The sequence below is a fragment of the Aquincola sp. J276 genome (genome assembly GCF_024700035.1).
Taxonomy (GTDB): Bacteria; Pseudomonadota; Gammaproteobacteria; order Burkholderiales; family Burkholderiaceae_C; genus Aquincola; species Aquincola tertiaricarbonis.
This window is the reverse complement of record NZ_JAJONC010000002.1, coordinates 1,593,721-1,619,753: the sequence shown is the minus strand read 5'-3', so window position 1 is coordinate 1,619,753 and position 26,033 is coordinate 1,593,721. Positions and strand designations below refer to the sequence as shown.

General features: G+C 70.1%; 25 protein-coding genes. 15 read left to right on the top strand and 10 right to left on the bottom strand.

Going from position 1 to position 26,033, the window contains the following annotated elements; translation table 11 throughout:
* Positions 1 to 192 precede the first annotated feature (192 nt).
* The 4 genes from LRS14_RS25295 to LRS14_RS25280 are packed head-to-tail and all read left to right on the top strand — an operon-like array spanning position 193 to position 3,742.
* Positions 193 to 1,116, top strand: coding sequence for a branched-chain amino acid ABC transporter permease (locus tag LRS14_RS25295; RefSeq protein WP_046113744.1), 924 nt, complete (start codon positions 193 to 195; stop codon positions 1,114 to 1,116).
* Positions 1,117 to 1,131: 15 nt separating this feature from the next.
* Complete coding sequence (locus LRS14_RS25290; protein ID WP_046113745.1) at positions 1,132 to 2,214, top strand: ABC transporter permease subunit; 1,083 nt, start codon at positions 1,132 to 1,134, stop codon at positions 2,212 to 2,214.
* 19 nt (positions 2,215 to 2,233) lie between these two features.
* On the top strand, positions 2,234 to 3,010 hold the full coding sequence (locus tag LRS14_RS25285; protein WP_046113746.1) for an ABC transporter ATP-binding protein: 777 nt from the start codon (positions 2,234 to 2,236) through the stop codon (positions 3,008 to 3,010).
* A 15-nt stretch (positions 3,011 to 3,025) separates the two neighbouring features.
* Positions 3,026 to 3,742, top strand: a complete 717-nt coding sequence (locus LRS14_RS25280; protein ID WP_046113747.1) for an ABC transporter ATP-binding protein — start codon at positions 3,026 to 3,028, stop codon at positions 3,740 to 3,742.
* Positions 3,743 to 3,780: 38 nt separating this feature from the next.
* On the opposite strand, the gene LRS14_RS25275 is transcribed toward LRS14_RS25280, so the two are convergent.
* On the bottom strand, positions 3,781 to 4,785 hold the full coding sequence (locus LRS14_RS25275) for a tripartite tricarboxylate transporter substrate binding protein (protein ID WP_257801573.1): 1,005 nt from the start codon (positions 4,783 to 4,785) through the stop codon (positions 3,781 to 3,783).
* Between the two features lie 142 nt (positions 4,786 to 4,927).
* Between LRS14_RS25275 and LRS14_RS25270 the strand changes: the two genes are divergently transcribed.
* Positions 4,928 to 5,884: a CsgG/HfaB family protein gene (locus LRS14_RS25270; protein WP_232315376.1), complete on the top strand. Its 957-nt coding sequence runs from the start codon at positions 4,928 to 4,930 to the stop codon at positions 5,882 to 5,884.
* Positions 5,885 to 5,905: 21 nt separating this feature from the next.
* Here the strand turns inward: LRS14_RS25270 and LRS14_RS25265 are convergent, their stop codons facing one another.
* Positions 5,906 to 6,967, bottom strand: a complete 1,062-nt coding sequence (locus tag LRS14_RS25265; RefSeq protein WP_257801572.1) for a CDP-6-deoxy-delta-3,4-glucoseen reductase — start codon at positions 6,965 to 6,967, stop codon at positions 5,906 to 5,908.
* Between the two features lie 122 nt (positions 6,968 to 7,089).
* Here LRS14_RS25265 and LRS14_RS25260 point away from each other — a divergent pair, with 122 nt between their 5' ends.
* Entirely contained in the window at positions 7,090 to 7,980 is an 891-nt protein-coding gene (locus tag LRS14_RS25260; protein WP_257801571.1) for an SDR family oxidoreductase, read from the top strand.
* A 9-nt stretch (positions 7,981 to 7,989) separates the two neighbouring features.
* On the opposite strand, the gene LRS14_RS25255 is transcribed toward LRS14_RS25260, so the two are convergent.
* Positions 7,990 to 8,508, bottom strand: a complete 519-nt coding sequence (locus LRS14_RS25255) for a hypothetical protein (RefSeq protein WP_257801570.1) — start codon at positions 8,506 to 8,508, stop codon at positions 7,990 to 7,992.
* Positions 8,509 to 8,622: 114 nt separating this feature from the next.
* On the opposite strand from LRS14_RS25255, the gene LRS14_RS25250 reads away from it, so the two are divergent.
* Entirely contained in the window at positions 8,623 to 10,335 is a 1,713-nt protein-coding gene (locus LRS14_RS25250) for a long-chain fatty acid--CoA ligase (RefSeq protein ID WP_046113752.1), read from the top strand.
* Here LRS14_RS25250 and LRS14_RS25245 read toward each other — a convergent pair.
* Positions 10,332 to 10,619, bottom strand: coding sequence for a GNAT family N-acetyltransferase (locus LRS14_RS25245; RefSeq protein WP_046113753.1), 288 nt, complete (start codon positions 10,617 to 10,619; stop codon positions 10,332 to 10,334). The two genes, LRS14_RS25250 and LRS14_RS25245, sit on opposite strands and share 4 nt — an antisense overlap.
* Positions 10,616 to 12,754 carry a prolyl oligopeptidase family protein gene (locus LRS14_RS25240; RefSeq protein WP_257801569.1) on the bottom strand — a complete coding sequence of 713 codons (2,139 nt, stop codon included), beginning with the start codon at positions 12,752 to 12,754 and terminating at the stop codon, positions 10,616 to 10,618. Before LRS14_RS25240 ends, LRS14_RS25245 begins: the two co-directional genes overlap by 4 nt.
* Positions 12,755 to 12,941: 187 nt before the next feature.
* Between LRS14_RS25240 and LRS14_RS25235 the strand changes: the two genes are divergently transcribed.
* Together LRS14_RS25235 and LRS14_RS25230 are read left to right on the top strand one after the other, a co-directional pair.
* Positions 12,942 to 15,074, top strand: a complete 2,133-nt coding sequence (locus LRS14_RS25235; RefSeq protein ID WP_257801568.1) for a bifunctional diguanylate cyclase/phosphodiesterase — start codon at positions 12,942 to 12,944, stop codon at positions 15,072 to 15,074.
* Positions 15,075 to 15,105: 31 nt separating this feature from the next.
* A complete protein-coding gene (locus LRS14_RS25230; protein WP_046113754.1) occupies positions 15,106 to 15,531 on the top strand; it encodes a VOC family protein in 426 nt (141 codons plus the stop codon).
* A gap of 5 nt (positions 15,532 to 15,536) precedes the next feature.
* On the opposite strand, the gene LRS14_RS25225 is transcribed toward LRS14_RS25230, so the two are convergent.
* Positions 15,537 to 16,097, bottom strand: coding sequence for a YaeQ family protein (locus tag LRS14_RS25225; RefSeq protein WP_046113755.1), 561 nt, complete (start codon positions 16,095 to 16,097; stop codon positions 15,537 to 15,539).
* Between the two features lie 157 nt (positions 16,098 to 16,254).
* Here LRS14_RS25225 and LRS14_RS25220 point away from each other — a divergent pair, with 157 nt between their 5' ends.
* Genes LRS14_RS25220 through LRS14_RS25210 form a run of 3 tightly spaced genes read left to right on the top strand, consistent with a single transcriptional unit; the run spans position 16,255 to position 19,114 of the window.
* Positions 16,255 to 17,289, top strand: coding sequence for a TRAP transporter substrate-binding protein (locus tag LRS14_RS25220; RefSeq protein WP_257801567.1), 1,035 nt, complete (start codon positions 16,255 to 16,257; stop codon positions 17,287 to 17,289).
* Between the two features lie 11 nt (positions 17,290 to 17,300).
* Positions 17,301 to 17,795 (top strand): TRAP transporter small permease, encoded by a 495-nt coding sequence (locus LRS14_RS25215; RefSeq protein ID WP_257801566.1) that lies wholly within the window; start codon positions 17,301 to 17,303, stop codon positions 17,793 to 17,795.
* Positions 17,792 to 19,114, top strand: a complete 1,323-nt coding sequence (locus LRS14_RS25210) for a TRAP transporter large permease (protein WP_046113757.1) — start codon at positions 17,792 to 17,794, stop codon at positions 19,112 to 19,114. Before LRS14_RS25215 ends, LRS14_RS25210 begins: the two co-directional genes overlap by 4 nt.
* On the opposite strand, the gene LRS14_RS25205 is transcribed toward LRS14_RS25210, so the two are convergent.
* From LRS14_RS25205 to hutC, 4 genes are read right to left on the bottom strand one after another with little or no spacing between them, the layout of a single operon-like run.
* Entirely contained in the window at positions 19,111 to 20,511 is a 1,401-nt protein-coding gene (locus tag LRS14_RS25205; RefSeq protein WP_257801565.1) for a formimidoylglutamate deiminase, read from the bottom strand. The genes LRS14_RS25210 and LRS14_RS25205 overlap by 4 nt on opposite strands.
* Entirely contained in the window at positions 20,508 to 21,308 is an 801-nt protein-coding gene (hutG, locus tag LRS14_RS25200; protein ID WP_257801564.1) for an N-formylglutamate deformylase, read from the bottom strand. The genes LRS14_RS25205 and hutG overlap by 4 nt, the downstream gene beginning before the upstream one ends.
* 25 nt (positions 21,309 to 21,333) lie before the next feature.
* Positions 21,334 to 21,909 carry a HutD family protein gene (locus LRS14_RS25195; RefSeq protein ID WP_052736361.1) on the bottom strand — a complete coding sequence of 192 codons (576 nt, stop codon included), beginning with the start codon at positions 21,907 to 21,909 and terminating at the stop codon, positions 21,334 to 21,336.
* Between the two features lie 22 nt (positions 21,910 to 21,931).
* Positions 21,932 to 22,657: a histidine utilization repressor gene (hutC, locus tag LRS14_RS25190; protein ID WP_257801563.1), complete on the bottom strand. Its 726-nt coding sequence runs from the start codon at positions 22,655 to 22,657 to the stop codon at positions 21,932 to 21,934.
* Positions 22,658 to 22,706: 49 nt separating this feature from the next.
* Between hutC and hutH the strand changes: the two genes are divergently transcribed.
* The 3 genes from hutH to LRS14_RS25175 are packed head-to-tail and all read left to right on the top strand — an operon-like array spanning position 22,707 to position 26,023.
* Positions 22,707 to 24,254 (top strand): histidine ammonia-lyase, encoded by a 1,548-nt coding sequence (gene hutH, locus LRS14_RS25185; RefSeq protein ID WP_257801562.1) that lies wholly within the window; start codon positions 22,707 to 22,709, stop codon positions 24,252 to 24,254.
* A gap of 23 nt (positions 24,255 to 24,277) precedes the next feature.
* Positions 24,278 to 25,240 (top strand): ABC transporter substrate-binding protein, encoded by a 963-nt coding sequence (locus LRS14_RS25180; RefSeq protein WP_257801561.1) that lies wholly within the window; start codon positions 24,278 to 24,280, stop codon positions 25,238 to 25,240.
* Between the two features lie 3 nt (positions 25,241 to 25,243).
* Positions 25,244 to 26,023, top strand: a complete 780-nt coding sequence (locus LRS14_RS25175; protein WP_046113761.1) for an ABC transporter permease — start codon at positions 25,244 to 25,246, stop codon at positions 26,021 to 26,023.
* Positions 26,024 to 26,033: the final 10 nt, after the last annotated feature.

Sequence of the window (26,033 nt, the reverse complement as noted above, 5' to 3'; positions counted from 1 at the left end):
GCGGGCCCTGACGGGTTAGTACTCGCGGAACTGCGCAAAACCCGCCCCTACAATCCGCGCCGCCAGCGTGACAGACGATTGGTGCAAGGGGTAGTACGGCACACACGGCCGGTTTCTTGCTACCACCTGGACAAGAGCAATGCCTTCCCATGAGGAGGCATGGCGCGGGACCTACCGGAGGCTACTTTCCCAATGGATATCTTCTTTCAACAGATCATCAACGGTCTGGTGCTCGGCAGCATGTATGCGCTGGTGGCACTGGGCTACACGATGGTCTACGGCATCATCAACCTGATCAATTTCGCGCACGGGGAAGTGCTGATGGTGGGTGCGCTCACCAGCTGGACGGTGGTCACCTTCCTCGCCGACAGCGGCCTGCCGGGTTGGGCGCTGCTGCTGATCGCGCTGCCTTGCGCCATCTTCGTGTGCTCGGCACTCAACTTCACCATCGAGAAGCTGGCCTACCGCCCGCTGCGCAATGCGCCGCGCCTGGCTCCGCTGATCACCGCCATGGGCATGAGCCTGCTGCTGCAGACGCTGGCCATGATCCTGTGGAAGCCCAATCCCAAGCCCTTCCCGCTGCTGCTGCCCACCGATCCGATCGACCTCGGCGGCGCGGTCATCAGCGTCACGCAGCTGCTGATCCTGGTCACCACCGGCGTCATCCTGGCCGCGCTGCTGTGGCTGGTGAACAAGACCAAGCTCGGCCGCGCGATGCGCGCCACCGCCGAGAACCCGCGCGTGGCCTCGCTGATGGGAGTGCGGCCCGACATGGTCATCTCGGCCACCTTCATCATCGGCGCGGCGCTGGCCGCCATCGCCGGCATGATGTGGGCGCTCAACTACGGCACGGTGCAGCACTCCATGGGCTTCCTGCCCGGGCTGAAGGCCTTCACCGCCGCGGTGATGGGCGGCATCGGCAACCTCACCGGCGCCATGGTGGGTGGCATCCTGCTGGGCCTGATCGAGGCCATCGGCGCGGGCTACCTCGGCGAGCTGACCGGCGGCGTGCTGGGCAGCCACTACGCGGACATCTTCGCGTTCATCGCACTGATCCTCGTGCTGACCCTGCGCCCCTCGGGCCTGCTGGGCGAGCGCGTGGCCGACCGTGCCTGACGCGGGGGCAGCAACATGAAGAACAAGTTCGTCCTCTTTCTCATCGCGGCCGCGTTCCTGATCGCGCTGCCCATCTTCGCCGGCCAGTTCGGCGCGGGCTGGGTGCGCATCATGTCGTCGGCGCTGCTGTACGTGCTGCTGGCGCTGGGCCTGAACATCGTGGTCGGCTACGCCGGCCTGCTGGACCTGGGCTTCGTCGCGTTCTACGCGGTGGGCGCCTACATGTTCGCGCTGCTGGCCTCGCCGCACCTGTCGGAGACCTTCGAGGGCTTCAAGGCGATGTTCCCGAACGGCCTGCACACGCCCATCTGGCTGGTGGTGCCGCTTGCGGCGTTGCTCGCGGCGATGGCGGGCGTGCTGCTGGGCACGCCGGTGCTCAAGCTGCGCGGCGACTACCTGGCCATCGTCACGCTGGGCTTCGGCGAGATCATCCGCGTGTTCATGAACAACATGGAGCACCCGGTCAACATCACCAACGGCCCGCGGGGCCTCGATCGCATCGACTCGATGCGCATCTTCGGACTGGACTTCGGCAAGTCGCTGCAGATCGGCGACTTCACCATCCCGTCGGTGACGATGTACTACTACCTGTTCCTGCTGCTGGTGGTGGTCAGCGTGGTGATCTGCCACCGGCTCGAGACCTCGCGCATCGGCCGCGCCTGGATGGCCATCCGCGAGGATGAGATCGCCGCCAAGGCCATGGGCATCAACACCCGCAACATGAAGCTGCTGGCCTTCGGCATGGGCGCCAGTTTCGGCGGCGTGTCGGGCTCGATGTTCGCGGCGTTCCAGGGCTTCGTCTCGCCCGAATCGTTCAGCCTGATGGAAAGCGTGATGATCGTGGCCATGATCGTGCTGGGTGGCCTGGGCCACCTGCCGGGCGTGATCCTGGGCGCGGTGATGCTGGCCGCGCTGCCCGAGGTGCTGCGCTACGTGGCCGGCCCGCTGCAGCAGATGACCGGCGGCCGGCTGGACGCCGCCATCCTGCGCCAGCTGCTGATCGCCTCCGCAATGATCATCATCATGCTGGTCCGTCCCCGCGGCCTGTGGCCCTCGCCCGAACACGGCAAGGCAGCCCCGACCCCCGTCAAGGCTTGAGGACCAGGACGACACCAACATGAGCAATCCCGTACTCGAAGTCAGCGGTGTGTCCAAGCGGTTCGGCGGCCTGCAGGCCCTGTCGGACGTGGGCATCACCATCCAGCCCGGCCAGGTCTATGGCCTGATCGGCCCCAACGGCGCCGGCAAGACCACCTTCTTCAACGTGCTCACCGGGCTGTACACGCCCGACTCCGGCACCTTCAAGCTCGGCGGCGCGACCTACCAGCCCACCGCGGTGCATGAGGTGGCCAAGGCCGGCATCGCCCGCACCTTCCAGAACATCCGCCTGTTCGCCGAGATGACGGCGCTGGAGAACGTGATGGTGGGCCGCCATGTGCGCACCAAGTCCGGCCTGGGCGGCGCGGTGTTCCGCACCGGCCGCTTCAAGCAGGAGGAGCGCGAGATCACCGAGCGTGCCCGTGAGCTGCTGGACTATGTCGGCGTGGGCCGCTACGCCGACTACAAGGCGCGCACGCTGAGCTACGGCGACCAGCGCCGGCTGGAGATCGCCCGCGCGCTGGCCACCGACCCCAAGCTCATCGCGCTGGACGAGCCCGCGGCCGGCATGAACGCCACCGAGAAGGTGACGCTGCGCGAGCTGATCAACCGCATCCGCGAGGACGGCCGCACCATCCTGCTGATCGAGCACGACGTGAAGCTGGTGATGGGCCTGTGCGACCGGCTGACCGTGCTGGACTACGGCAAGCAGATCGCCGAAGGCACGCCGGCCGAGGTGCAGAAGAACGAGAAGGTGATCGAGGCCTACCTCGGCGCCGGACACGCCACCCACTGACCGCCGGAGCACACGATGACGAAGAACACGCTGCTCCAGATCACGGGGCTCAAGGTGGCCTATGGCGGCATCCAGGCCGTCAAGGGCATCAATTTCGAGGTGCGCGAAGGCGAACTGGTGAGCCTGATCGGCGCCAACGGCGCCGGCAAGACCACCACGCTGAAGGCCGTCACCGGGATCCAGCCGGTGGGCGCGGGCGACATCCTCTACCTGGGCAAGTCCATCAAGGGCCAGGGCCCTTGGGACCTGGTCAAGCAGGGGCTGGTGATGGTGCCGGAAGGCCGCGGCACCTTCACCCGCATGACCATCACCGAGAACCTGCAGATGGGCGCCTTCATCCGCAACGACCGCGAGATCGAGGCCGACATCGACAAGGTGTTCGGCATCTTTCCGCGGCTGAAGGAGCGCCGCAACCAGCTGGCGGGCACCATGTCCGGCGGCGAGCAGCAGATGCTGGCCATGGGCCGCGCGCTGATGGCCAAGCCCAAGGTGCTGCTGCTGGACGAGCCTTCGATGGGCCTGTCGCCCATCATGGTCGACAAGATCTTCGAGGTGGTGGACACCATCCACAAGCAGGGCGTCACCATCCTGCTGGTGGAGCAGAACGCCAGCCGCGCGCTGTCGCTGGCCAATCGCGGCTACGTGATGGACAGCGGCGAGATCACGATGACCGGCGAGGCGAAGATGCTGCTCAACGATCCGAAGGTGCGGGCGGCCTACCTGGGCGAGTGAACTGGAGCCCCGTAGGCCCGCTGGGCTTGCCGCCGCGGTCAGTCCACCGTGGCGCCTGAAGCCTTCACCACCTTCTCGTACTTGGCCAGCTCGGCCTTCACGAAGGCCGCGAACTGCGGCGGCGTGGTGGGCGAGGCTTCGGCCATCAGCGAGGCGAGCCGGGCCTTGACGTCGGTCTGGCCCATCGCGTCGATGAAGGCGCGGTTCATGCGTTGCACCGTCTCGGCCGGCAGGCCGGCGGGGCCGAACAGGCCGAACCAGGTGTTGATGTCGAAGCTGGCCAGCCCCAGCGCGCGGCCTTCCTCGGCCACCGTGGGCACTTCCGGCATGGCGCTGGCCCGCCTGGCGGTGGTCACTGCCAGGGCCTTGAGCTTGCCGGCCTTGATGTTGGTGGAGGCGGTGGCCAGGTTGTCGAAGTTGAGGTCCACCTCGCCCGACAGCAGCGCCAGCTGCGCTGGGTTGCCGCCCGCGTACGGGATGTGCACCATGAACACGCCAGCCTGCGACTTGAACATCTCGCCGGCCAGGTGCCCCGCGCTGCCGTTGCCGCCCGAGCCGTAGTTGAGCTTGCCCGGGTTGCGCTTGGCATAGCCGATCAGGTCGCGCAGGTTCTCGATCTTCAGCCGCGCGGCCGTCTCGGCATTCATCACCAGCACGTTGGGCACCTGGGCCACCAGTGTGATGGGCGAGAAGTCGCGGATCGGGTCGTAGGGAATGCGGCGGAACAGCCACGGGTTGATGGCATGCGTGGCCACCGCGCCGATGCCGATGGTGCGGCCATCGGGCGCGGCCTTGGCCACCAGGTCGGCGCCGAGGTTGCCGCCGGCGCCGGCGCGGTTCTCGACGATCACCGTGCCCAGCGTGCCCTGCACGGCCTGCGCCAGCGCGCGGGCGATGACGTCCAGCGGACCGCCCGGCGGATAGGGCACCACCAGCCGGATCACGTTGGAGGAGGCGGGCTGTGCGAACACGGCCGCGGGGCCGGCCAGGCCGGCGGTGCCCGTGAGGGCGCTGAGGAGCTTGAGTGAGGTGCGGCGTTTCATGTCGGCCGCGAGCCTAACGCACTCGGCGGCTTGTCAACCCCCTCCTATTCGTGAAAGGCGGCGCGACTTAGTACCGCAATACTCGGGATTGGATTGGTCGGCTGTTACAACGACAATGCCTTTTGAGAGCAGGAGAAACTTGATGAACACATCCATGCAGAAGCGTCCGACCCTGAACCCCTTGCTGCGTACGCTGCTGCTGGCCGGCGGCACCGTGGCCTTGTTGGCGGGTTGCGTGTCCACCCAACCCGAAGTGGGCGGCGGCTCCAAGTCGGCCGTGACCGGCGCCGCGGGCGGCGCCACCACCGAGAACGCCAACAGTGCACTGGAGAAGTGCGACCAGTCGCTGGGCACCCTGGCGGTGGTGGAAGACCAGAACGCCACCTGGTACCAGTACCTGCGCAACTACAAGCTGGGCTCCACCGTGCCGGTGATCCGCATGATGATCCAGCAGAGCAACTGCTTCGTCATCGTGGAACGCGGCGCCGCGATGAACAACATGAACACCGAGCGCGCGCTGCGCGACACCGGCGAGATGCGCGGCAACAGCAACTTCGGCAAGGGCCAGATGGTGGCGGCCGACTACACGATGAGCCCCAGCATCCAGTTCAGCCAGAACACCGGCGGCATGGGTGGTGCGCTGGGCGGCTTCAGTGGTGGCCTGGGCCTGCTGGGCGCGGTGGCCGGCGGCCTGAAGACCAACGAGGCGGCCACCACGCTGATCATGATCGACAACCGCTCCGGCGTGCAGCTGGCGGCGGCCGAAGGCACGGCCAAGAACACCGACTTCAACCTGATGGGCGGCCTGTTCGGTGGCGCATTGGGCGGCGGTGCGGGTGGCTACTCGAACTCGCCCGAGGGCAAGATCATCATCGCGGCCTTCGCCGACTCGTACAACCAGCTGGTCAAGGCGGTGCGCAACTACAAGGCGCAGACCGTCAAGGGCGGCCTGGGCACCGGTGGTGCGCTGGGCGTGCAGGGCGGCAGCACCGCCGCTGCGCAGGAGATGGAACAGCAGCCCGCGAAGCCGGCGCCGGCCAGCACCCGCAAGCCTGCACCGGCGAAGAAGCCGGCCACCGCCACCACGGCGCCGAAGTGATCGGCGCGCAGCGCGGCGGCTTCAGCCGCCGTGCTTGTCGGCCTCGCTGGTGAAGGCGTCGGCGTAGAACTCCTCTTCCGGCAGGCCGCAGCGCGACACCAGGTCGCGCTGCGCCGACTCCACCATCACCGGCGCGCCGCAGGCATACACCTGCCAGCCCGAGAGGTCGGGCAGGTCGGCCATCACCGCGTGATGCACGAAGCCGGTGCGGCCGGACCAGCCGTCCTCGGGCTTGGCGTCGCTCAGCACCGGGATGTATTCCAGCCGGGGCAGCGTCGCGGCGGCCTCCAGCGCCCAGTCATGCAGGTACAGGTCGGCCTTGCTGCGGCAACCCCAGTACAGCTTGACGGTCCGCTCGATGCCCTTGGCGCGCATCAGTTCGATGATGGCCTTGATGGGTGCGAAGCCGGTGCCCGAGGCCAGCAGCACCATCGGCTTGTCGCTGTCCTCGCGCAGGAAGAAGCTGCCGAACGGGCCCTCCACGCGCAGGATCTCGCGTTCCTTCATCGCACCGAACACATGGTCGGTGAACTTGCCGCCGGGCAGGTGACGCAGGTGCAGCTCGATGCTGCCGGCCGGCGGCGGTGCATCGCCGGTGGTGGGTGGCGGCGTCAGCGGCGCATTGGCCATGCTGTAGCTGCGGCGCGAGCCGTCGCGCAGGATGAACTCGACGAACTGGCCCGCGTGGTACTGGAAGGCCACGTTGGCCGGCAGCTGCAGGCGCATCAGCATCACGTCCGGCGCCACCTTCTGCAGGCTGCTGACGCGGGCCGGCATCTTCAGCACCGGGTATTCGCCGGCGCCAGGCACGGTGCGGGCCTCGATCACGCAATCGGTCTGCGGCGTGGCACAGCAGGTGAGGATGAGGCCTTCCTCCTCCTCCGCCGCCGACAAGGCCTTGCTCTGGTGCGCCCCGTGGATCACGCGGCCCTCCACCAGCCGGCTCTTGCAGGAGCCGCAGGCGCCGTCCTTGCAGCCGTAGGGCAGGCCGATGCCGGCGCCGATGGCGGCGGCCAGGATGGTGTCGTCACGCGGCACGTCGAAGGACACGCCGGCCGGCTGCACGGTGATGGAAAAAGTCATGATGGAATGAAGAAGCGGATAAGGCGCTACCCGGGCAGGTGCGCCTCCCGATTGTGCCCCTGCCGTTTTGGGGCGCAGCGCCGCCGCCCTTCTCCGTGCCGCCCTGCCTCCCCGTTGCCGCCATGCCCCGCCACGCCATGCCCTGTGCCCGCCCGGAACTCCTGATCGTCGGTTGCGGCGATGTGGGCCTGCGGGTGCTGCGGCTGCTGGCCGGGCGCTGGGGCGTGGTGGCGCTTACCTCCAGTCCCGAACGGTGCGATGCGTTGAGGGCGGCGGGCGCCGTGCCGGTGGTCGGCAACCTGGACGATGCGGGCAGCCTGCAGCGCATCGCCAGCCTGGCGCCCCGGGTGCTGCACCTGGCGCCGCCGGCCGCGCAGGGCGAGCATGACCTGCGCACTGCCCACCTGCTGCAGGCGCTGGCGCGCGGCGGCGGCACGCGGCGACTGGTCTACATGAGCACCAGCGGCGTGTATGGCGATGCCGGCGGCGCCCGCTTCGACGAGACCCGCGCGCCGCGGCCCGCCACCGCCCGCGGCCGACGGCGGGTGGACGCGGAGCGGCGCGTGCGGGCGTTCGGGCTGATGACCGGCGCGGCGGTCAGCGTGCTGCGGGTGCCGGGCATCTATGCGCTGGACCGCGAGGGCGGCGATCCGCGCGAGCGGGTGCGGCGCGGCACGCCGGTGCTGGCCGAGGCCGACGACGTGTACACCAACCACATCCATGCCGACGACCTGGCCCGGGCCTGCGTGGCCGCGCTGCTGCGCGGCGCGCCGCAGCGCATCTACCACGCCAGCGACGACACCGAGCTGAAGATGGGCGACTACTTCGATGCCGTGGCCGACCTGCATGGCCTGCCGCGGCCGCCGCGCCGCTCACGGGCCGAGGCGATGGCCGAGCTGTCGCCGATGCAGATGAGCTTCCTGTCCGAGTCGCGCCGGCTGGACAACCGGCGCCTCAAGCAGGAGCTGCGCTTGCGACTCCACCATCCGACGGTGCTGGACGGCCTGCGATGAGCCGGCGGGTCAATGCGCGCCCGCCTGCTGGCGCAGGCGCATGACGGCCAGCTGCAGCGTGCGCGCATCGTTGCTGGCGCGGTGCCGCGTGACATGCAGCTCCTCGCTCACCACGCGCAGGGCTTCGTCGAAGGAGGAGGTCTGCTCCTCGTCCAGCAGCATGCGCACATGCTCCAGCTTGAAGGCCGGGCGCAGGCCGGCGGCCTCGAACAGCGTGGCCAGCCAGGCGTAGTCGTGCGCCCAGGCATCGGTGTAGACGGTGCGGCCGGCCAGCTCGCGGTTGAGCAGCTCGGCCACCGCGCGGGCGCTGCGGCCGTGCAGCAGCGCCGTCTCGCGCGAGATGCCGTGCAGGTCCTGGGCACTGTCGTCCCAGTGCGTCCATTCGGGCTGAGGACGGATCAGCGTGCACAGCGCGCGGCCGTCGGGCAGGGCCACGCCCACTTCCACCGGGTAGCTGTTGCGGCCGAAGCCGGAGGCTTCCATGTCCAGCACGCAAGGGGCTTCGGCGGGGGCTTCGGTGGCGCTCATGCCCGAGCATAGGGCGGTGTAACCAGCGCGACAAGGCATCCAGGGAAAGAGCCGATGCCCCGCCCGCGGCACTGCGGTACACCCGTGGGCCCGCCCATCCAAGGAGCCTGCCCGATGACCCAGACCGCCGCCGTCCGACCGCACCACGCCATCTGGCCGCGCCGCCTGCCGCGTGAACTGGCCGTGCCGCGCACGTCGCTGTGGTTCAACGTGGAGGTGGCCGCGCGCCGCTTTCCCGACAAGCCGGCGTACCTGTTCCTTGGCCAGCCGATGAGCTTCGCGCAGCTGCAGCAGCGCGCCGAAGCCCTGGCCGGCTGGCTGCAGAGCCGCGGCGTGGGCAAGGGCGACCGGGTGCTGCTGTACATGCAGAACTGCCCGCAGTTCGTCGTGGCCTTCTATGCCATCGTGCGGGCCAACGCGGTGGTAGTGCCGGTCAACCCGATGAACCGCGCCGACGAGTTCGGCCACTACATCACCGATCCGGATGCGCGCGTGGTGATCACCACCGCCGACCTGGCCGGCATCGTGGCCCAGGCCAACGAGGCCCTGCCGGAGGCGCAGCGCCTGCGCCATGTGCTGGTCACGCGCTTTGCCGAAGCCATGCCGGAAGCCGGCATCCCCGCCGAGGAAGCGCCTTCACCGGCGCTGCAGCAGTGGCTGATGGCCGAGCATGCGCCGCTGCCGGGGCATGAGCGCTGGCCGGATGCGCTGGCCGAAGGCCATGTGCCGGGCCCGCACACCGCCGAGCCCGACGACCTGGTGCTGCTGCCCTACACCTCGGGCACCACCGGCCTGCCCAAGGGCTGCCTGCATACCCACATGACATTGATGCCCAACATCGTGGGCGGCTCGGTGTGGGGCTATGCCAGCCCCGAGACGGTGAGCCTGGGCGTGGTGCCCTTCTTCCACATCACCGGCATGCTGTACGGCGTGCTGAGCCCCATCTACACCGCCAGCACCGTGGTGATCATGCCGCGCTGGGACCGCGAGCTGGCCGGCCGACTCATCTCGCGCCATCGGGTGACGCACTGGACCTGCATCCCCACGATGATCATCGACCTGTTCGGCAGCCCCAACTACCGCAGCTTCGACCTCACCAGCCTGTTCTACCTGTCGGGTGGCGGTGCGGCGATGCCGGCAGCGGTGGCCGAGCGGCTGAAGACCGAGTTCGGCCTCACGTTCGCCGAAGGCTACGGGCTGACGGAGACGGCCGCGCCCACGCATGCCAATCCGCCCGAGCGGGCCAAGCTGCAATGCCTGGGCATCCCGCTGTTCGGCACCGACAGCCGCGTGATCGACCCCGACACGCTGGCCGAAGTGCCGGTGGGCGAAGTGGGCGAGATCGTGACCCACGGCCCGATGGTGTTCAAGGGCTACTGGAAGCATCCCGACGCCACCGCACGCGCCTTCATCGAGATCGACGGCAAGCCCTTCTTCCGCACCGGCGACCTGGGCCGCATGGACGAGGAAGGCTACTTCTTCATCACCGACCGCCTGAAGAGGATGATCAACGCCAGCGGCTTCAAGGTGTGGCCCAGCGAGGTGGAGCTGCTGCTGTTCAAGTGCCCGGCGGTGCAGGAGGCCTGCGTCATCAGCACCAAGGACGCCTACCGCGGCGAAAGCGTCAAGGCCGTGGTGGTGCTCAAGGCCGAGGCCCGCGGCCACACGTCGGAGCAGGACATCATCGACTGGGCCCGTGAGCACATGGCGGCCTACAAGGTGCCGCGCGTGGTGGAGTTCGTCGAGGCGCTGCCCAAGAGCGGCTCGGGCAAGGTGATGTGGCGGCTGCTGCAGGACCAGGAGCCGGCCAAGGCACCGTCGCCCTAGGCCAGCAGGTCCTGGGTCTCCGGGTGGCGGCGCATGTAGGCCGCCATGAAGCTGCAGCTGGGCTGCACCCGCCAGCCGGCCTCGCGTGCATGCTGCAGCGCCACCCGGGCCATGCGGCTGGCGATGCCGCGGCCTTCCAGGGCGCGCGGCACCACGGTGTGGTGCATCACCGCCACGTCGCCCTGCAGCACATAGTCCAGCTCGCAGCGCTGGCCGTCCACCACCGCCTGGAAGCGGCCTGCGGCCGCGTCATGGGTCACCTTCACGTCGTCGTCGCTGCTCATGGTTGCACCTTGGGTAGGGCGGCCTGTGCATCGCCCAGGCGCTGCCAGAGGAACACATAACCCAGGGCCATCATGTCGGCACGCTGGGCGTTGTCGGCGGCGCCGCCGTGGCCGCCTTCGATGTTTTCGTAGTACAGCGGGGAGTAGCCCTGCGCTTCCATCTGCGCCGCCATCTTGCGGGCATGGCCGGGATGCACCCGGTCGTCGCGGGTGGAGGTGGTGAACAGCACCGGCGGCAGGGCGGTGCCCTTGGGCAGGCGCTGCAGCACCTGGTAGGGGCTGTAGCGCGAGATCACGGCCCAGTCGGCCGGGTCGTCGGGGTTGCCGTATTCGCCCATCCAGCTGGCACCGGCCAGCAGCAGGTGGAAGCGCTGCATGTCCAGCAGCGGCACCTGGCAGAGCACCGCATTGAACAGGTCGGGCCGCTGCAGCATCACCGCGCCCACCAGCAGGCCGCCGTTGCTGCCACCCTGGATGCCCAGGCGCCGTGGCCGCGTCACCTTGCGGGCCACCAGGTCCTCGGCCACGGCGATGAAGTCGTCGTAGCTCTTCTGCTTGTCCGCCTTGATGGCGGCCTGGTGCCAGGCCGGCCCAAACTCGCCGCCGCCGCGGATGTTGGCCACCACGAACACGCCGCCATGCGCGCCCCACACATTGCCGCTGGCCGCGGCATACCAGGGCTGCAGCGGCACCTCGAAGCCGCCGTAGCCGTACAGCAGCGTGGGGTTGTCGCCGTCCTCCTTGGCGCCGGGTGGCCACACGATGAAGTAGGGCACGCGCGCGCCGTCCTTCGACGTGGCGAAGCGCTGCTCCACCCGCATGCCGGCGGCGTCGAAGAAGCGCGGCGAGGCCTTGAGCACCTCGCGCTCGTCGGTGCCGGTGCGGCCCAGCGACAAGGTCTCGGGCGAGAGGAAGTCCACCGCCGTCAGCAGGTAGTGCTCGGCCAGCGGGTCGTCCTTGAGCAGCGGGTCGTGCAGCGTGCTCACGCCCAGGGTGCCTGGGAAGGGCGCGTCGATCGGCCGCCGCTGCCAGCTGCCGTCGGCCCCGGGGGTCAGCTCCTCCAGCCGGCTGGCCACGTTGTCGCTGAGGGTCAGCAGCAGGCGCTGCGCGCTCACGGTGTAGCCGGCCAGCGAGCGCGTGGGCGTGGGCAGGAACAGCGGCACGTAGCGGCGTTCGGCCGGTGGGCGCCGCAGCATGTCGTCGGCGGAGGTGGCCAGCAGCGCACCGCGTGGCCAGGTGGTGTCGCCCACCTTCAGGTCGGTGCGCAGCTCCAGCACGGCACGCTCCCGCCAGAAGCCCAGGCTGGCGTCGGTGGGCTTGTCGATGGGCAGCAGCCTGTCGGCGCCGGCTTCACGCACCAGCAGGAATTCCAGCGCGTTGTAGAAGTCGGTGGCGCGGCTGAACACCGTGCGCTCGAAGCCGGGCGTGCGGTCCACCGACACGCCCACCGAGACATCGGCCTTCTCGCCTTCGAACACCGTCACCGCGGCCGCCAGGGGCTGGCCGCGCTGCCAGCGCTTGATCACGCGCGGGTAGCCGGAATCGGTGAGCGAGCCGGGACCGAAGTCGCTGGCCACGTACAGCGTGTTCTCGTCGGCCCACTCCAGGCGGGACTTGGCTTCGGGCAGATGGAAGCCGCCCTCGATGAACTGCTTGGTCACGCTGTCGAACTCGCGCACCACGGTGGCATCGGCGCCGCCGCGCGACAGGCTGAGCAGGCAGCGGCGGTAGTCGGGGCCCAGGCAGGTGGCGCCGGCCCACACCCAGTTCTCCTTCTCGGCCGCGGCCAGTGCGTCCAGGTCGAGCACGGTCTCCCAGGCGGGCTCCGGCTTGCGGTACTCGGCCAGCGTGGTGCGCCGCCACAGGCCGCGCGGGTGCGTCTCGTCGCGCCAGAAGTTGTAGAGCGCATCGCCGCGGCGGGCGATGGCGGGAATGCGCGCCTTGCTGTCGAGGATCTCGCGCAACTTGTCGCGCATCGGCGCGAAGCGCGGGTCGCCGGCCAGCTGTTCCCGGGTGGCGGCGTTGCGGGCGCGCACCCAGTCCAGGGCGGCATCGGACTGCACCTCTTCCAGCCAGCCGAAGGCATCGGCGGCAGGCGCGGGCGGGGCGGCGGGGGCGGGGCTGTGGAGGGTCATGCAGGCGAGCAGGGCGGCAAACCAGCGGCGCATCGTTGGCGGCGGGCCAGCGGCCCTGACAGTGGGTGGGAAAAAACCATCATAGGGGCGCACGGCCAGCGGCGTGCCCGCCCGGTCCAATCGCGTCAATCCGGTCAAAGCCGCATCTTTGACACAAGTTCGCTGCGAGCCTGCCGATATGCGAGCCATGAGTGATCGTGTTGCGTCAGTGGCCCGCCCCCGTTTTGCCGACCGCATCGGTGTACGCCTGGTGTTCGCCTTCGCGGTGCTGCTGATGCTGCTGCTGGGCCTGGCGGGCTTTGCACTCAACCGCATGCAGAACGCCTCCGCCGCGCTGGAGCGCCTGGCGCGCGAGCAGCTGCGCCTGGTGAGCCTGACCGGCGACATCGGCCGCGAGGCCGATGCCTCCACCCGCCAGCTGCTGCACCTGCTGAGCGATGTGCCGCAGAACCCGCATCAGGTGCGCATGGGCATCGCGGCGGCCAATGCCCGGCTGCGCGCGGCGGTGGAAACGCTGGAAGTGCTGCTGCCCGCAGGCCCGCGCCGCGAGTCCTTCGAGGCGGTGCGCGCGCGCATGACCGAATACCTGCGCGCTTCGCGCGACACGCTGGACTTCTACGAGGCCGGGGACCTGGCCAGCGCCCGCACCACCTTGGCGCTGGACACCCAGGACACGCTGGCCCTGCTGGCCGATGCGCGCGACGGCTTCAATCGCGCGGAGCAGCGGGCCGCCGCGGCCGAGGCACGCCAGACCCAGCAGCGGCTGCGCCGGGACCGCATGGTGGTGCTGCTGCTGTGCCTGGCCGCGCTGGCGGCCGGTGCCGCCTTTGCGCTGCGGGTCACCCAGGGCATCGCGCGGCCGCTGCAGCGGGCGGAGGCCGCGGCCGGGCGCATCGCGCGGGGCGACTACCGCGGCCGCGTGGAGGTGAGCACCCAGGACGAGGTGGGCCGGGTGGCCGCCGCCCTCAACACCCTGGCCGAGGCGGTGAGTGAGCGGGAGCTGCGCATCCATCGCCTGGTGAACACCGACGGCCTGACCGGCCTGGCCCAGCGCCCGCGCTTCGTGGCCGAGGGCCAGCGGGTGCTGGCCGCGGCCGACGCCAGCCGTGGCCAGGCCGCGCTGCTGTGCTTCGACATCGACCGGCTGAAGACCATCAACGGCATCCTCGGCTTCGATGCCGGCGATGCCGTGATCCGCGATGCGGCCGAGCGGCTGCGTGCGGTCATCGGCGACGAAGGCCGGCTGGCGCGCGTGGCTGGCGGCACCTTCGCCGCCCTGGTACCCACCGCCGACACCGCCAGTGCGCGCGACATGGCGCTGGCGATGAAGCGCGAGGTGGAGCACCAGGTGCGTTGGGAAGGCGAATCGCTGGACCTCTCCATCACCACCGGCGTGGCCATGTTCCCGGCGCATGGCGTGGCGGTGGAGCAGCTGCTGCGGCATGCGGAGCAGGCGCTGTTCGAGGCCAAGCGGCTGCGGGTGGGCTGCGCGGTGTATGCGCCGTCGCTGGAGGCGTCGCGCCAGTCGCAGCTGAGCCTGCTGTCGGCGCTCACCGAGGCCATCGAGCAGGGCCAGCTGCACCAGTACCTGCAGCCCAAGCTGTCGCCGGCCGGCGTGCTCAGCGGCGCGGAGGCGCTGGTGCGCTGGCGCCATCCCGAGCGCGGCTGGGTGCCGCCCGGGGAGTTCGTGCCCTTCGCCGAACGCACCGGCCGCATCGGCCAGGTGACCGACTGGATGATGCGCGAGGCGGTGCGCACCCTGGCGCGCTGGCAGCAGGACCAGCAGGCGCTGACCATCGCCGTCAACATCTCCACGCATGACCTGCAGGACCTGTCGCTGCCGCAGCGGGTGTCGCGCCTGCTGGCCGAGCATGGCGTGCAGCCCTGGCGGCTGCAGCTGGAGCTGACCGAGACCGGCCTGATGGACAGCGGGCAGGACCCCATCACCGTGCTGCATGCGCTGGCCGACACCGGCGTGGGCCTGGCCATCGACGACTTCGGCACCGGCCATTCGTCGCTGGCCTACCTGCAGCGGCTGCCGATGCACGAGCTGAAGATCGACCGCAGCTTCGTCACCGAGGTGCATGCCGACGCCCGCCGCTGCGAGCTGCTGCATTCCATCGTGCAGCTGGGCCATGGCCTGGGCCTGAAGGTGACCGGCGAGGGCGTGGAGACCGCGGCCGAGCTGCAGGTGCTGCGCCAGGCCGGCTGCGACCTGGTGCAGGGCTATCACACCGGCCGGCCGATGGACCTGGCCGCCTTCGAGGCGTGGCGCCTGCAGCGCCTGCAGCCGCTGCCGGGGCTTTGCGAAGCGGGTTAACGTCGTGCTTCCGTTCCACAGGAAGCATTGCATGACCGCCCCCCAACCGCTGTTCCACCTCGCGTTCCCGGTGCGTGACCTGGCCGAGGCCCGCGCCTTCTATGGCGGGCTGCTCGGCTGCCCCGAAGGCCGCAGCTCCGACGCCTGGGTGGACTTCGACTTCCACGGCCACCAGATCGTGGCCCACCTGGCGCCCGAGGAATGCGGCCACCGCGAGCACAGCCCGGTGGACGGGCACGACGTGCCGGTGCGGCACTTCGGCGCCATCCTCACGCTGCCCGAATGGCATGCGCTGGCCGACCGGCTGAAGGCCGCGGGCACCCGCTTCGTGATCGAGCCCTACGTGCGCTTCAAGGGCGAGCCCGGTGAGCAGGCCACGATGTTCTTCCTCGACCCTTCGGGCAACGCGCTGGAGTTCAAGGCCTTCGCCGACCGCAGCCAGGTCTTCGCCAAGTAGGCGGTTCAGGCGGTCGCGGCCTTCAGCACCTGCGGCTCCACCTCGATGGACTGCTGGCCGTCGCTCACCCACACGGTGCCGTCCTGCACCGTGACCTGCAGCTGCATCGTGCGCTGCGCCAGCGTGGCCAGGGCCTGGCTCTGCTCGGCCGGCACCTGCCACACCGCCAGCCGCGCCGCGCGGGCCACCTTGTTCTGCAGGCCGGCCCACCAGATCGGCGTGCTGGCCGCATAGGCCATCACCGTCACCCGCTGCGCGCGGCCGGCGGCCTTGATCATGCGGCGGTCGTCGGGCTGGCCCACCTCCACCCAGTGCAGCAGCTGGCCGCTCAGGTCGTGCTGCCAAAGGTCGGGCTCGTCGGTGTCGGAGATGCCCTTGGCCAGCTCCAGCCGGCCCTGGTCGTCGTTGGCGGGCACGTTGAGGGCGAAGGCCAGCACGCGCATCAGCATGCGCTCGTCGGTCTCCGAAGGGTGGCGCGCGATGGTCAGCGCATGGTCGGCATAGACGCCGCGGTCCATGTCGGCGATCTGCAGCTGCGCCTTGAAGATGGTGGACTTGATGGCCATGAGGGGCGCCACTGTGCCACAGCGCCGGCACCTGTCGGTGGTGCCTGCGGTGTGCGCTGATCGCACGCGGCCCGGGTAATCCCGTTCCGGGGCGGGCGGGGTGGTGTCGGACACTGCGCCGTTTTCTTCTCCACCCGCCACTGCAAGGAGTACACCGATGAGCCTCTTCAAGCAACGCCTGGCCCTGGCCGCATGTGCCGTGCTGGCTGCCATCGGCGGCGCGCAGGCCCAGGAGGTCACGCTCAAGGTGCACCACTTCTGGCCGCCGGCCGCCATGCCGCCGACGAAGATCCTGCAGCCCTTCTGCGACCAGATCGCCGCCGACTCCAACAACCGCCTGAAGTGCCAGGTGTTCCCGGCGATGCAGCTCGGCGGCACGCCGGCGCAGCTGATCGACCAGGTGCGCGACGGCGTGGTGGACATCGCCTTCACGCTGCCCGGCTACACCGCCGGCCGCTTCCCGATCATGGAGGTGTTCGAGCTGCCCTTCATGAACAACTCGGCCTCGGCCGGCGCCAGGGCGTCCTGGGACTTCTACCAGAAGTACGCCACCAAGGAGTTCCCGGGCGTCAAGCCGCTGATGTTCAGCGTGCACGACGAAGGCTACCTGCACACCCGCGACAAGCAGATCAAGAGCCTGGCCGACCTGAAGGGCCTGAAGCTGCGCGCGCCCACCCGCCAGACCAACAAGCTGCTGGCCTCGCTCGGCGCCACGCCGGTGGGCATGCCGCTGCCCGCGGTGGCCGATGCGGTGAGCAAGGGCACCATCGACGGCTTCGCGCTGCCCTGGGAGGTGATCCCGTCGGTCAAGCTGCACGAGATGGTGAAGTACCACACCGAGACCGATCCGTCGCGCCCGGCGCTGTACTCGGCCGGCTTCATCCTGGCGATGAACCAGGCGAAGTACGACGGCCTGCCCGCCGACCTGAAGGCCATCATCGACAAGCGCAGCGGCGCCGCGCTGTCGGCCTTCGCCGGCAAGGTGTGGGACGAAAGCCAGGCCGTGGGCCGCAAGCCCGCGGTGGACCGCGGCAACACCTTCTACACGCTGCCGCCGGCCGAGGTGGACCAGTGGATCAAGGCCAGCGCGCCGCTGTATGAGGAGTGGGTGGCCGACATGAACAAGCGCGGCCTGCCGGGCGCGCAGATGCTGCAGGACGCCCGCGACCTGCTGGTCAAGTACAAGAACTGAGCCGTGCCGTGATGCAGAGCGTGTTGCGCCGCCTGGCGGCGCTGTTCGCGTGCGCCGGCGGCCTGGTGGCCTGCGGCGTGGCGCTGATGGTGGTGGGCAGCATCAGCGGCCGTGCCGCCTTGTCCAGCCCGGTGCCGGGCGACGTGGAGCTGACCCAGCTCGGCATCGGCCTGGCCATCGCGCTGTGCCTGCCGTGGGCGCAGCTGCGCGGGGCCAACATCATCGTGGACTTCTTCACCCAGCGCGCCTCGACCCGCACGCTGCGGCGGCTGGACGGCCTCGGCAGCCTGCTGCTGGCCGTGATGGCCGGGCTGCTGGCCTGGCGCAGCGCGGTGGGCGCGGTGTCGGTGGCGCAGGCGCAGGAGCAGACCATGATCCTGGGCCTGCCGATGTGGTGGAGCTACGCCATCCTCGCGCCGGGCCTGGCGCTCACCGGCGTGATCGCGCTGTGGCAGGCCGCCCGCCACTGGCGCGGCCAGCCGGCCTTCGTGGGCGCCGCCGAATGAGCGCTGCGACCGTGGGTTTGACGATGTTCGGCGCCATGCTGGTGCTGATGGCCATCCGCACGCCGATCGCGGTGGCGATGTTCGTGCCCGGGGCCATCGGCTACTGGGCCATGACCAACGAGCTGGCGCTGCTGAACATGCTCAAGGGCAGCGCGGTGGCGCGGCTGACGGTGTACGACCTGAGCGTGATCCCGCTGTTCCTGCTGATGGGGCAGTTCGCCACCCAGGGCGGCCTGAGCCGCGACCTGTTCAAGGCGGCGGCGGCCTTTGTCGGCCACATCCGCGGCGGGCTGGCGATGGCGGCCATCCTCAGCGCCGCGGCCTTTGGCGCGGTGTGCGGCTCGTCGGTGGCCACCTCGGCCACCATCACGCAGGTGGCCTACCCGCAGATGCGCAGGCACGGCTATGCGGGCCGGCTGTCCACCGCTTCGCTGGCCGTGGGCGGCACGCTGGGCATCCTGATTCCGCCTTCGGTGCCGCTGGTGGTGTATGCCATCCTCACCGAGCAGAACATCGCCAAGCTGTTCGCCGCGGCCATGGTGCCGGGGTTGATCGCCACGCTGGGCTACATCGTGGTGATCGGCGTGTATTGCCGGCTGCGGCCCGCGCTGGCCACGCCCAGCGAGCCCACCACCTGGCCCGCGCGATGGCAGGCGCTGCTGGGCATCTGGCCCATCGTGGCCATCTTCCTGGTGGTGTTCGGCGGCATCTATGGCGGGCTGTTCTCGCCCACCGAAGGTGCGGCCGTGGGCGCGCTGGGCACCTTCGTGGTGGGCGCGCTGCGCGGCGAACTGGGCTGGGGCGCGCTCAAGCGCAGCTTCCTGGGCACGGCCGAGACCTCGGCCATGGTGTTCATGATCTTCCTGGGCGCCGACATGATGAATGCCGCGCTGGCGCTGACGCAGATGCCCGCGCAGCTGGCCGACTGGGTGGGCCACCTGCAGGTGCCGCCGCTGGCCATCGTGGGCGCCATCCTGTTCAGCTACGTGCTGCTGGGCTGCGTGATGGACGAGCTGTCGATGCTGCTGCTGACCATCCCGGTGATTTTTCCCACCGTGATGGCGCTGGACCTGTGGGGCCTGGCGCCCGAGGCCAAGGCCATCTGGTTCGGCATCCTGGTGCTGATGACGGTGGGCATCGGCCTGGTGGCGCCGCCGGTGGGGCTGAACGTGTACGTGGTCAACAGCATCGCCAAGGACGTGCCGATGAGCGAGACCTACAAGGGCGTGCTGCCCTTTCTGGCCAGCGACGTGCTGCGGGTGCTGGCGCTGCTGATGTTCCCGGTGCTGAGCCTGGGATTGGTGCAGGCGTTCTTCTAGGCGGCGGCCTGCCCCCACAGCTGCACCATCACCTCCTCGAAGCGCTGCGCCACCGCTTCGGCCTGCGCATGCCGGCCGGCCTGCAGCACCCAGCGGCCGGCCACCATCACGTCGCGCCAGGCGGTGGTGGGGCTGGAGAACACCAGGGCGTCCAGCAGGTGCGTGGGCGGTAGGCCGCGCAGTGCGTCGTCGGCCTCGTCGATGACCAGCAGGTCGGCGCGGGCGCCGGGCTGCAGGCCCCAGTGGCTGAAGCCGGCGGCCGCGCCGCTGCCGGCCTGCATGCGCTGCCACAGCCGCTCGGCGGTGGCGGGCTGGCCTTGCGTGGGTGCGGCGCTCACGTTGCGCTGGCGGCGTGCCAAACGCTGGCCGTATTCCAGCAGCCGCAGCTCCTCGCGCCAGTCGCGGGTGACATGGCTGTCGGAGCCCAGCGTGAGCTTCACGCCGGCGGCCAGCCAGCCGGGCAGGTCGGCCAGGCCGTCGCCCAGGTTGGCCTCCGTGCTGGGGCAGATGACCGCGCCCGCGCCGCTGCGTGCCACCGCGTCGATCTCCGCCGGCACCGTGTGGGTGGCATGCACCAACTGCCAGCGCCCGTCCAGCAGGTCTTGCGCGGCCAGCCATTCGATGGGGCGTTGGCCGGTGGCGGCCAGGCAGTCGTCCACCTCCGCCGTCTGCTCCGCCACATGGATGTGCAGCGGGCCGCTGAAGTCGGCCGCCAGCGCACGCAGGCGGTGGATGGACTCGGGCGCGGCCGCCCGCAGCGAATGCAGCGCCAGGCCCGCGTTGACCAGCGGCCGGCCGGCGGCGGCGATGCGCTGGCAGGCCTGCCACACGCTGTCGGCCGTGGTGGCGAAGCGGCGCTGGTCCGGCCGCAGCGCCGGCTGGGCGAAGCCGGCCCGCTCGTACATCACCGGCAGCACCGTCAGGCCGATGCCCGCGCTGCCGGCCGCCTCCGCCAGCGCCCAGCTCATGGCCAGCGGGTCGTCGGCATAGGGCCGGCCCTGCTCGTCGTGCTGCAGGTAGTGGAAGTCGCACACCTGCGTGTAGCCGCCGCGCAGCAGCTCGATGTAGAGCTGCGCAGCGATGGCCTGCAACTGCGCCGGCGTGATGCGCAGCGCCACCTGGTACATGCGGTCGCGCCAGCCCCAGAAGTCGTCGGCCTGCTGTTCGCGCCGCTCGGCCAGGCCGGCGAAGGCGCGCTGGAAGGCATGGCTGTGCGCATCCACCAGGCCGGGCAGCACCGAGCCGGCCAGGCGCTGCGCCCCGGGCGGCGGCGTGGCCACGCCGGGCGTGATGGTCGACCAATGGCCGCTGGAATCGGCCTGCAGCAGCACGCGGTCAGCCCAGCCGCCGGGCAGCCAGGCGCGTGGCGCCCACCAGGTCGGGCCGGTCGCGTTCAAGCCGGCTTCCAGTCGAGCATGGTGTCCACCAGCTTGCGCAGCAGCGGCGTGATCTCGCCCGCGCGCAGCGCATGCCATTCGGCCGGCGTGCTTTCCTCGATGTAGCAGCGCCAGCACATCTCCAGCTGCACCGCATGCACGCCCTGCGCCGGCTGGCCGTAGCGGCGGGTGATGTGGCCGCCCTTGAAGCGGCCGTCGGTCACATGGCTGTGCACCTGCTGCGAGGCCATCACCGCGGTGAGGGCGTCCCGCAGCGAAGGCGCGCAGGCGGTGCCGTCGGCGGTGCCCAGGTTGAGCGCGGGTAGGGTGCCTTCGAACAGCCAGGGCAGCTCGCTCTTGATGCTGTGGGCATCGAACAGCACCACGTGCCCATGCTCGGTGCGCAGCCGCTGCAGCTCGCCGGCCAGCGCATCGTGGTACGGCCGCCAGTAGCGGCCCACGCGCAGCTGCACTTCCTCGGGCGTCGGCGCCTGGCCTTCGCGGTACAGCGGCTCGCCGGTGAAGAAGCGGGTGGGGCACAGCTCGGTGTTGTTCACGCCCGGGTACATCGGCGTGTTGTCGGGCGGCCGGTTGAGGTCGACCACGTAGCGGCTGTAGCGCGGCACCAGCAGGCTGGCGCCCAGCTCGCGCACGAAGTCGTACAGGCGGTCCAGGTGCCAGTCGGTGTCCTCCACATGGAGGGCGCGCGGCACGTAGCGGTCGGCCAGCGTGGGCGGAATCTCGCGGCCGGCATGCGGCACGCTGACCAGCAGCGGCCGGCTGCCGCAGTGCAGGGTGAAGGAGGTGTCGTCGGTCATGGCAGGTTGTGTGATGCGGCGGCTGTCAGCGGGCGGCATGCCCGATCCACCAGCCGCAGGGCAGGCCGGGACCGGGGGCGGCCACGGGCTCGAAGCGGCAGGGCATGGCGGCGTCCGACCACAGCAGGGTGAAGGGTGCCACCACCACCGCATCGCCCTGCCGCGGGTGCCACAGGCCGCCGCTGACCGTGAAGAGCCCGCGGGCATCGAAGGGTTCCGCCCATTCCACGCCGGGCTGCACCGTGCACAGCGTGCCGCGGCCGCGCTGCACCATCAGGTTCAGGTCGCGCGTGGGGCCGTCGATGAGCCGGCAACCGGGTGCGGCCGCGCCATCGAAGGCCAGCGGCGGGCTACCGGTGCGCAGCGTGTGCTCGGCCCCGGGCAACTGCAGCACCACGCCCGCGCCCTCCAGCACCACGAACCAGCGCTGCACGCCGGGAAAGGCGGAGAAGTCGCCGTCGCGGTCGATGTCGGCCACGCTGATGCGCAGCGCCCAGTCGGTGCCCGCGGCCGGTCGGCGCAGCAGCTCGCGGGTGCGGCCGCCGCCATTGCGCCAGGGCTCGGGCGCCTGGCGGAAGAGGTCGATCAGCTGGACGGACATGGCGGGTGGGGCGGGCAGGCGTTCAGGGCTTGAAATGGCCTTCGATCAGGTAGCGGCTGCCCGGATGCACCAGCCGCGCCAGCGTGATGCCCACGCCGCGGCTCTCGGTGCGGCGCACGATCACCAGGCAGCTCTCGTCGCGGCGGATGCCCAGCAGCCGGGCTTCCTCGGCGGTGGGGGCGCTGGCCTCGATGGCGTAGTGCGCCTCCCAGGTGGGGGCCACGTCCAGCAGGTAGTGCGTGGGCGTGATCTGGCTGAAGTCGGCGTCCAGGTAGCCGGGCGCGCAGGCGGGGTTGACGTAGCGGTCCTCGCACTGCAGCGGCACGCCGTTGTCGTGGTGCACGATGAGGGTGTGGAACACCGGCGAGCCTGCCGGAATGCCCAGCTGCTGCGCCAGCGCGGGGGTGGCGGTTTCCTCGCGCTTGAGGTGCACCTCGGCCCGGTGCTCGTGGCCGCGCGCCTGGATATCCTCCTGCAGGTCGCGTATCGTCAGGGTGGACGACACCCGGTGCAGCTGCGCCGCATAGGTGCCCGAGCCCTGCACGCGGTTCACCAGCCCCTCGGCCTGCAGCTCGCGCAGCGCGCGGTTGACGGTCATGCGGCTGACGCTGAAGCGCTGCACCAGCTCCGCCTCCGAGGGCATCAGCGTGCCCGGCGTCCAGCGGCCCTTGGCCAGCTCGCGCTTGAGGTAGTGCTTGACCCGTGCATAGGGCGCGGGCGCGGTGGAGGGGGTGGTCTTGGTCGCCATGCGCAGATCCTACTTGCCGGAAGTTGTATAGACAAGTAGAGTCTGCAGGATGACTGCGATCGAACTCGACCCTGGGCGCCTCACGCTCGAAATCCTGCAGGCAGTACACGCAGGTCATGTCAGCCTCGCCGTGGCGCCGCATGCGGCGGCCGCGGTGCAGGCCAGCGCCGCGGTGGTGCAGGCTGCCGCTGCCGGCAGCGCGCCGGTGTATGGCGTGAACACCGGCTTCGGCAAGCTGGCCAACCAGCGCATCAGCGAAGCCGACCTCGACACGCTGCAGCTCAACCTCATCCGCTCGCACAGCGTGGGCGTGGGCGCGCCGCTGCAGCCGCCGGTGGTGCGGCTGATGCTGGCCACCAAGGCCGCCAGCCTGGCGCGCGGGCATTCCGGCGTGCGGCCGGTGGTCATCGACACGCTGCTGGCCGTGCTCAATGCCGGCCTGGTGCCCTATGTGCCCAGCCAGGGTTCGGTGGGTGCCTCGGGCGACCTGGCGCCGCTGGCCCACATGACGCTGGCCTTGATGGGTGAGGGCGAGATGCTGGTCGATGGCCAGCGCCGCCCCGCGCTGCCGGTGCTGCAGGAAGCGGGCATCGCGCCGCTGAAGCTGGCCGCCAAAGAAGGGCTGGCGCTCATCAACGGCACGCAGACCTCCACCGCGCTGGCGCTGCATGCGCTGCTGGCCTTCGAGCCGGTGCTGGAGTCGGCGCTGGTGGTGGGCGCGCTCACCATCGACGCTGCCCGCGGCAGCGACGGCCCGTTCGATCCGCGCATCCATGCGCTGCGCGGCCAGCCGGGCCAGATCGACGTCGCCCAGTACTACCGCGCGCTGCTGCAGGGCAGTGCCATCCGCGCGTCGCATGCCGAGGGCGACGACCGGGTGCAGGATCCCTATTGCCTGCGCTGCCAGCCGCAGGTGGTGGGCGCTTGTCTGGACCAGTTGCGCCATGCGGCGCTGGTGCTGGTGCGGGAAGCCAATGCGGTGACGGACAACCCGCTAGTGTTCGCGGAAGACGGGGCCATGATTTCGGGTGGCAACTTCCATGCGGAGCCGGTGGCGCTGGCGGCCGACGGCATGGCCCTGGCCATCGCCGAAGTCGGCGCCATCGCCGAGCGCCGCATCGCGATGCTGATCGACAGCGGTGTGTCGCGGCTGCCGCCCTTCCTCACCGCCAATGCGGGCCTGAACAGCGGCTTCATGATCGCCCACGTGACGGCGGCTTCGCTGGCCAGCGAGAACAAGTCGCTGGCCCATCCCGCCAGCGTGGACAGCCTGCCCACCTCGGCCAACCAGGAAGACCATGTGTCGATGGCCACCTTCGCGGCGCGGCGGCTGCAGGCCATGATCAGCAACACCGCGCACATCCTGGGCATCGAGCTGCTGGCCGCCGCGCAGGGCATCGACTTCCTGCGGCCGCTGCAAAGCTCCGCCGCGCTGGAGGAAGTGCATGCGCTGCTGCGCAGCCAGTGCCCCAGCGTGGCGGTGGACCGCTACCTGGCGCCGGACATCGAACGCGCCACCGCACTGGTGACCAGCGGCGCACTGGCGCGCATCTTGCGAACGCTGCCGGCGCTGCCGGCCCTGTGGATCCCGGCCTGAACCCTCATCCTTCAAGAGCACCCATGATGTCCAAAGCCTCCGCCTTCCGTACCGTCGCCCTCCTGGCCTGCGCGGCCGCCGCCAGCCTGGCCCAGGCGCAGGAAACCAAGGTGGCCATCGGCATCTCCGGCTGGACGGGCTTCGCCCCGCTCACGCTGGCCAAGGAGGCGGGCCTGTTCAAGAAGCACGGGCTGGACGTCACCATCAAGAAGATCCCGCAGAAGGACCGCCACCTGGCCCTGGCCTCGGGCGACATCCAGTGCGCCGCCACCACGGTGGAGACCTGGATCGTCTGGAACGCCAACGGCGTGCCGGGCACGCAGATCTTCCAGATGGACAAGAGCTACGGCGCCGACGGCATGGTGGTCAAGCCCGGCATCGAGAAGATCAGCGACCTGAAGGGCAAGACGCTGGCGGCCAGCGCGCCGGGCACCGCGCCGTACTTCGGTGCGGCCTGGATGCTGAAGAAGAACGGCATGTCCATCAAGGACGTGAAGGTGCTCACGCTGGAGCCGCAGCCGGTGGCCAATGCCTTCCTGGCCGGCACCGGCGGCATCGACGCCGGCATGACCTACGAGCCCTACCTGAGCAGCGTTCGCGCCAAGCCCGAGGCCGGCAAGATCATCGCCACCACGCTGGACTACCCGATGGTGATGGACACCTTCGGCTGCACGCCCAAGTTCCTGGCCGACAACGCCAAGGCCGCGCAGGGCTTCGCCAATGCCTACTTCGATGCGCTGGACATGATCAAGGCCGACCCGAAGAAGGCCTTCGAGATCATGGGCGCCGACGTCAAGCAGACGGCCGAGGCCTTCGAGAACTCGCAGAAGTTCCTGCGCTGGCAGGACCGCGCGGCCAACCAGAAGTTCTTCGCCGGCGAGCACCAGCAGTTCAGCAAGGAAGCGGCCGACCTGCTGCTGGAGGTGGGCATCATCAAGCAGATCCCCGACCTGGCGAAGCTGGCCGACACCCAGTTCATCAAGTAATCCGTGAGGCCGCTGCAACCCGTCGGCCCCGGCGCGCGCATCGCGCTGGGCGCCAGCTTCTTCGTGCTGTTCTTCGCCGCCTGGGCCTTCGCCACCTTCGGCGGCCACGTCAGCAAGACCTTCCTGGCCGACCCGGTGACCATGCTGCGCAGCGGCTGGACGCTGCTCACCGAGATGGGCTTCGCGCTCGACATCGGCATGACCGTGTGGCGGGTGCTGGGCGGCTTCCTCATCGCGGCCGTGCTGGCGCTGCCGCTGGGCGTGCTGATGGGCGCCTACAAGCCCATCGAGGCCTTCTTCGAGCCCTTCATCAGCTTCGCCCGCTACCTGCCGGCCAGCGCCTTCATCCCGCTGCTGATCCTGTGGGCCGGGCTGGGCGAGGCGCAGAAGCTCTCGGTCATCTTCATCGGCAGCTTCTTCAACCTGGTGCTGATGATCGCGGTGGCCGTGGGCAACACCCGGCGCGACCTGGTGGAGGCCGCCTACACCCTGGGCTGCGGCGACCGCGGCGTGGTGCGCCGGGTGCTGATTCCCGGCGCGGCGCCGGAGATCGCGGAGATCCTGCGCATGGTGCTGGGCTGGGCCTGGACCTACGTGATCGTGGCCGAGCTGATCGGCGCGTCCAGCGGCATCGGCCACATGATCACCGACAGCCAGGCGCTGCTGGCCACCGACCAGATCATCTTCGGCATCATCGTCATCGGCCTCATCGGGCTGCTGAGCGACCTGCTCTTCAAGTTTGCCAACCGGCGGTTGTTCCGCTGGGCGGCCCTCGGACGCTGAACCCGACGCT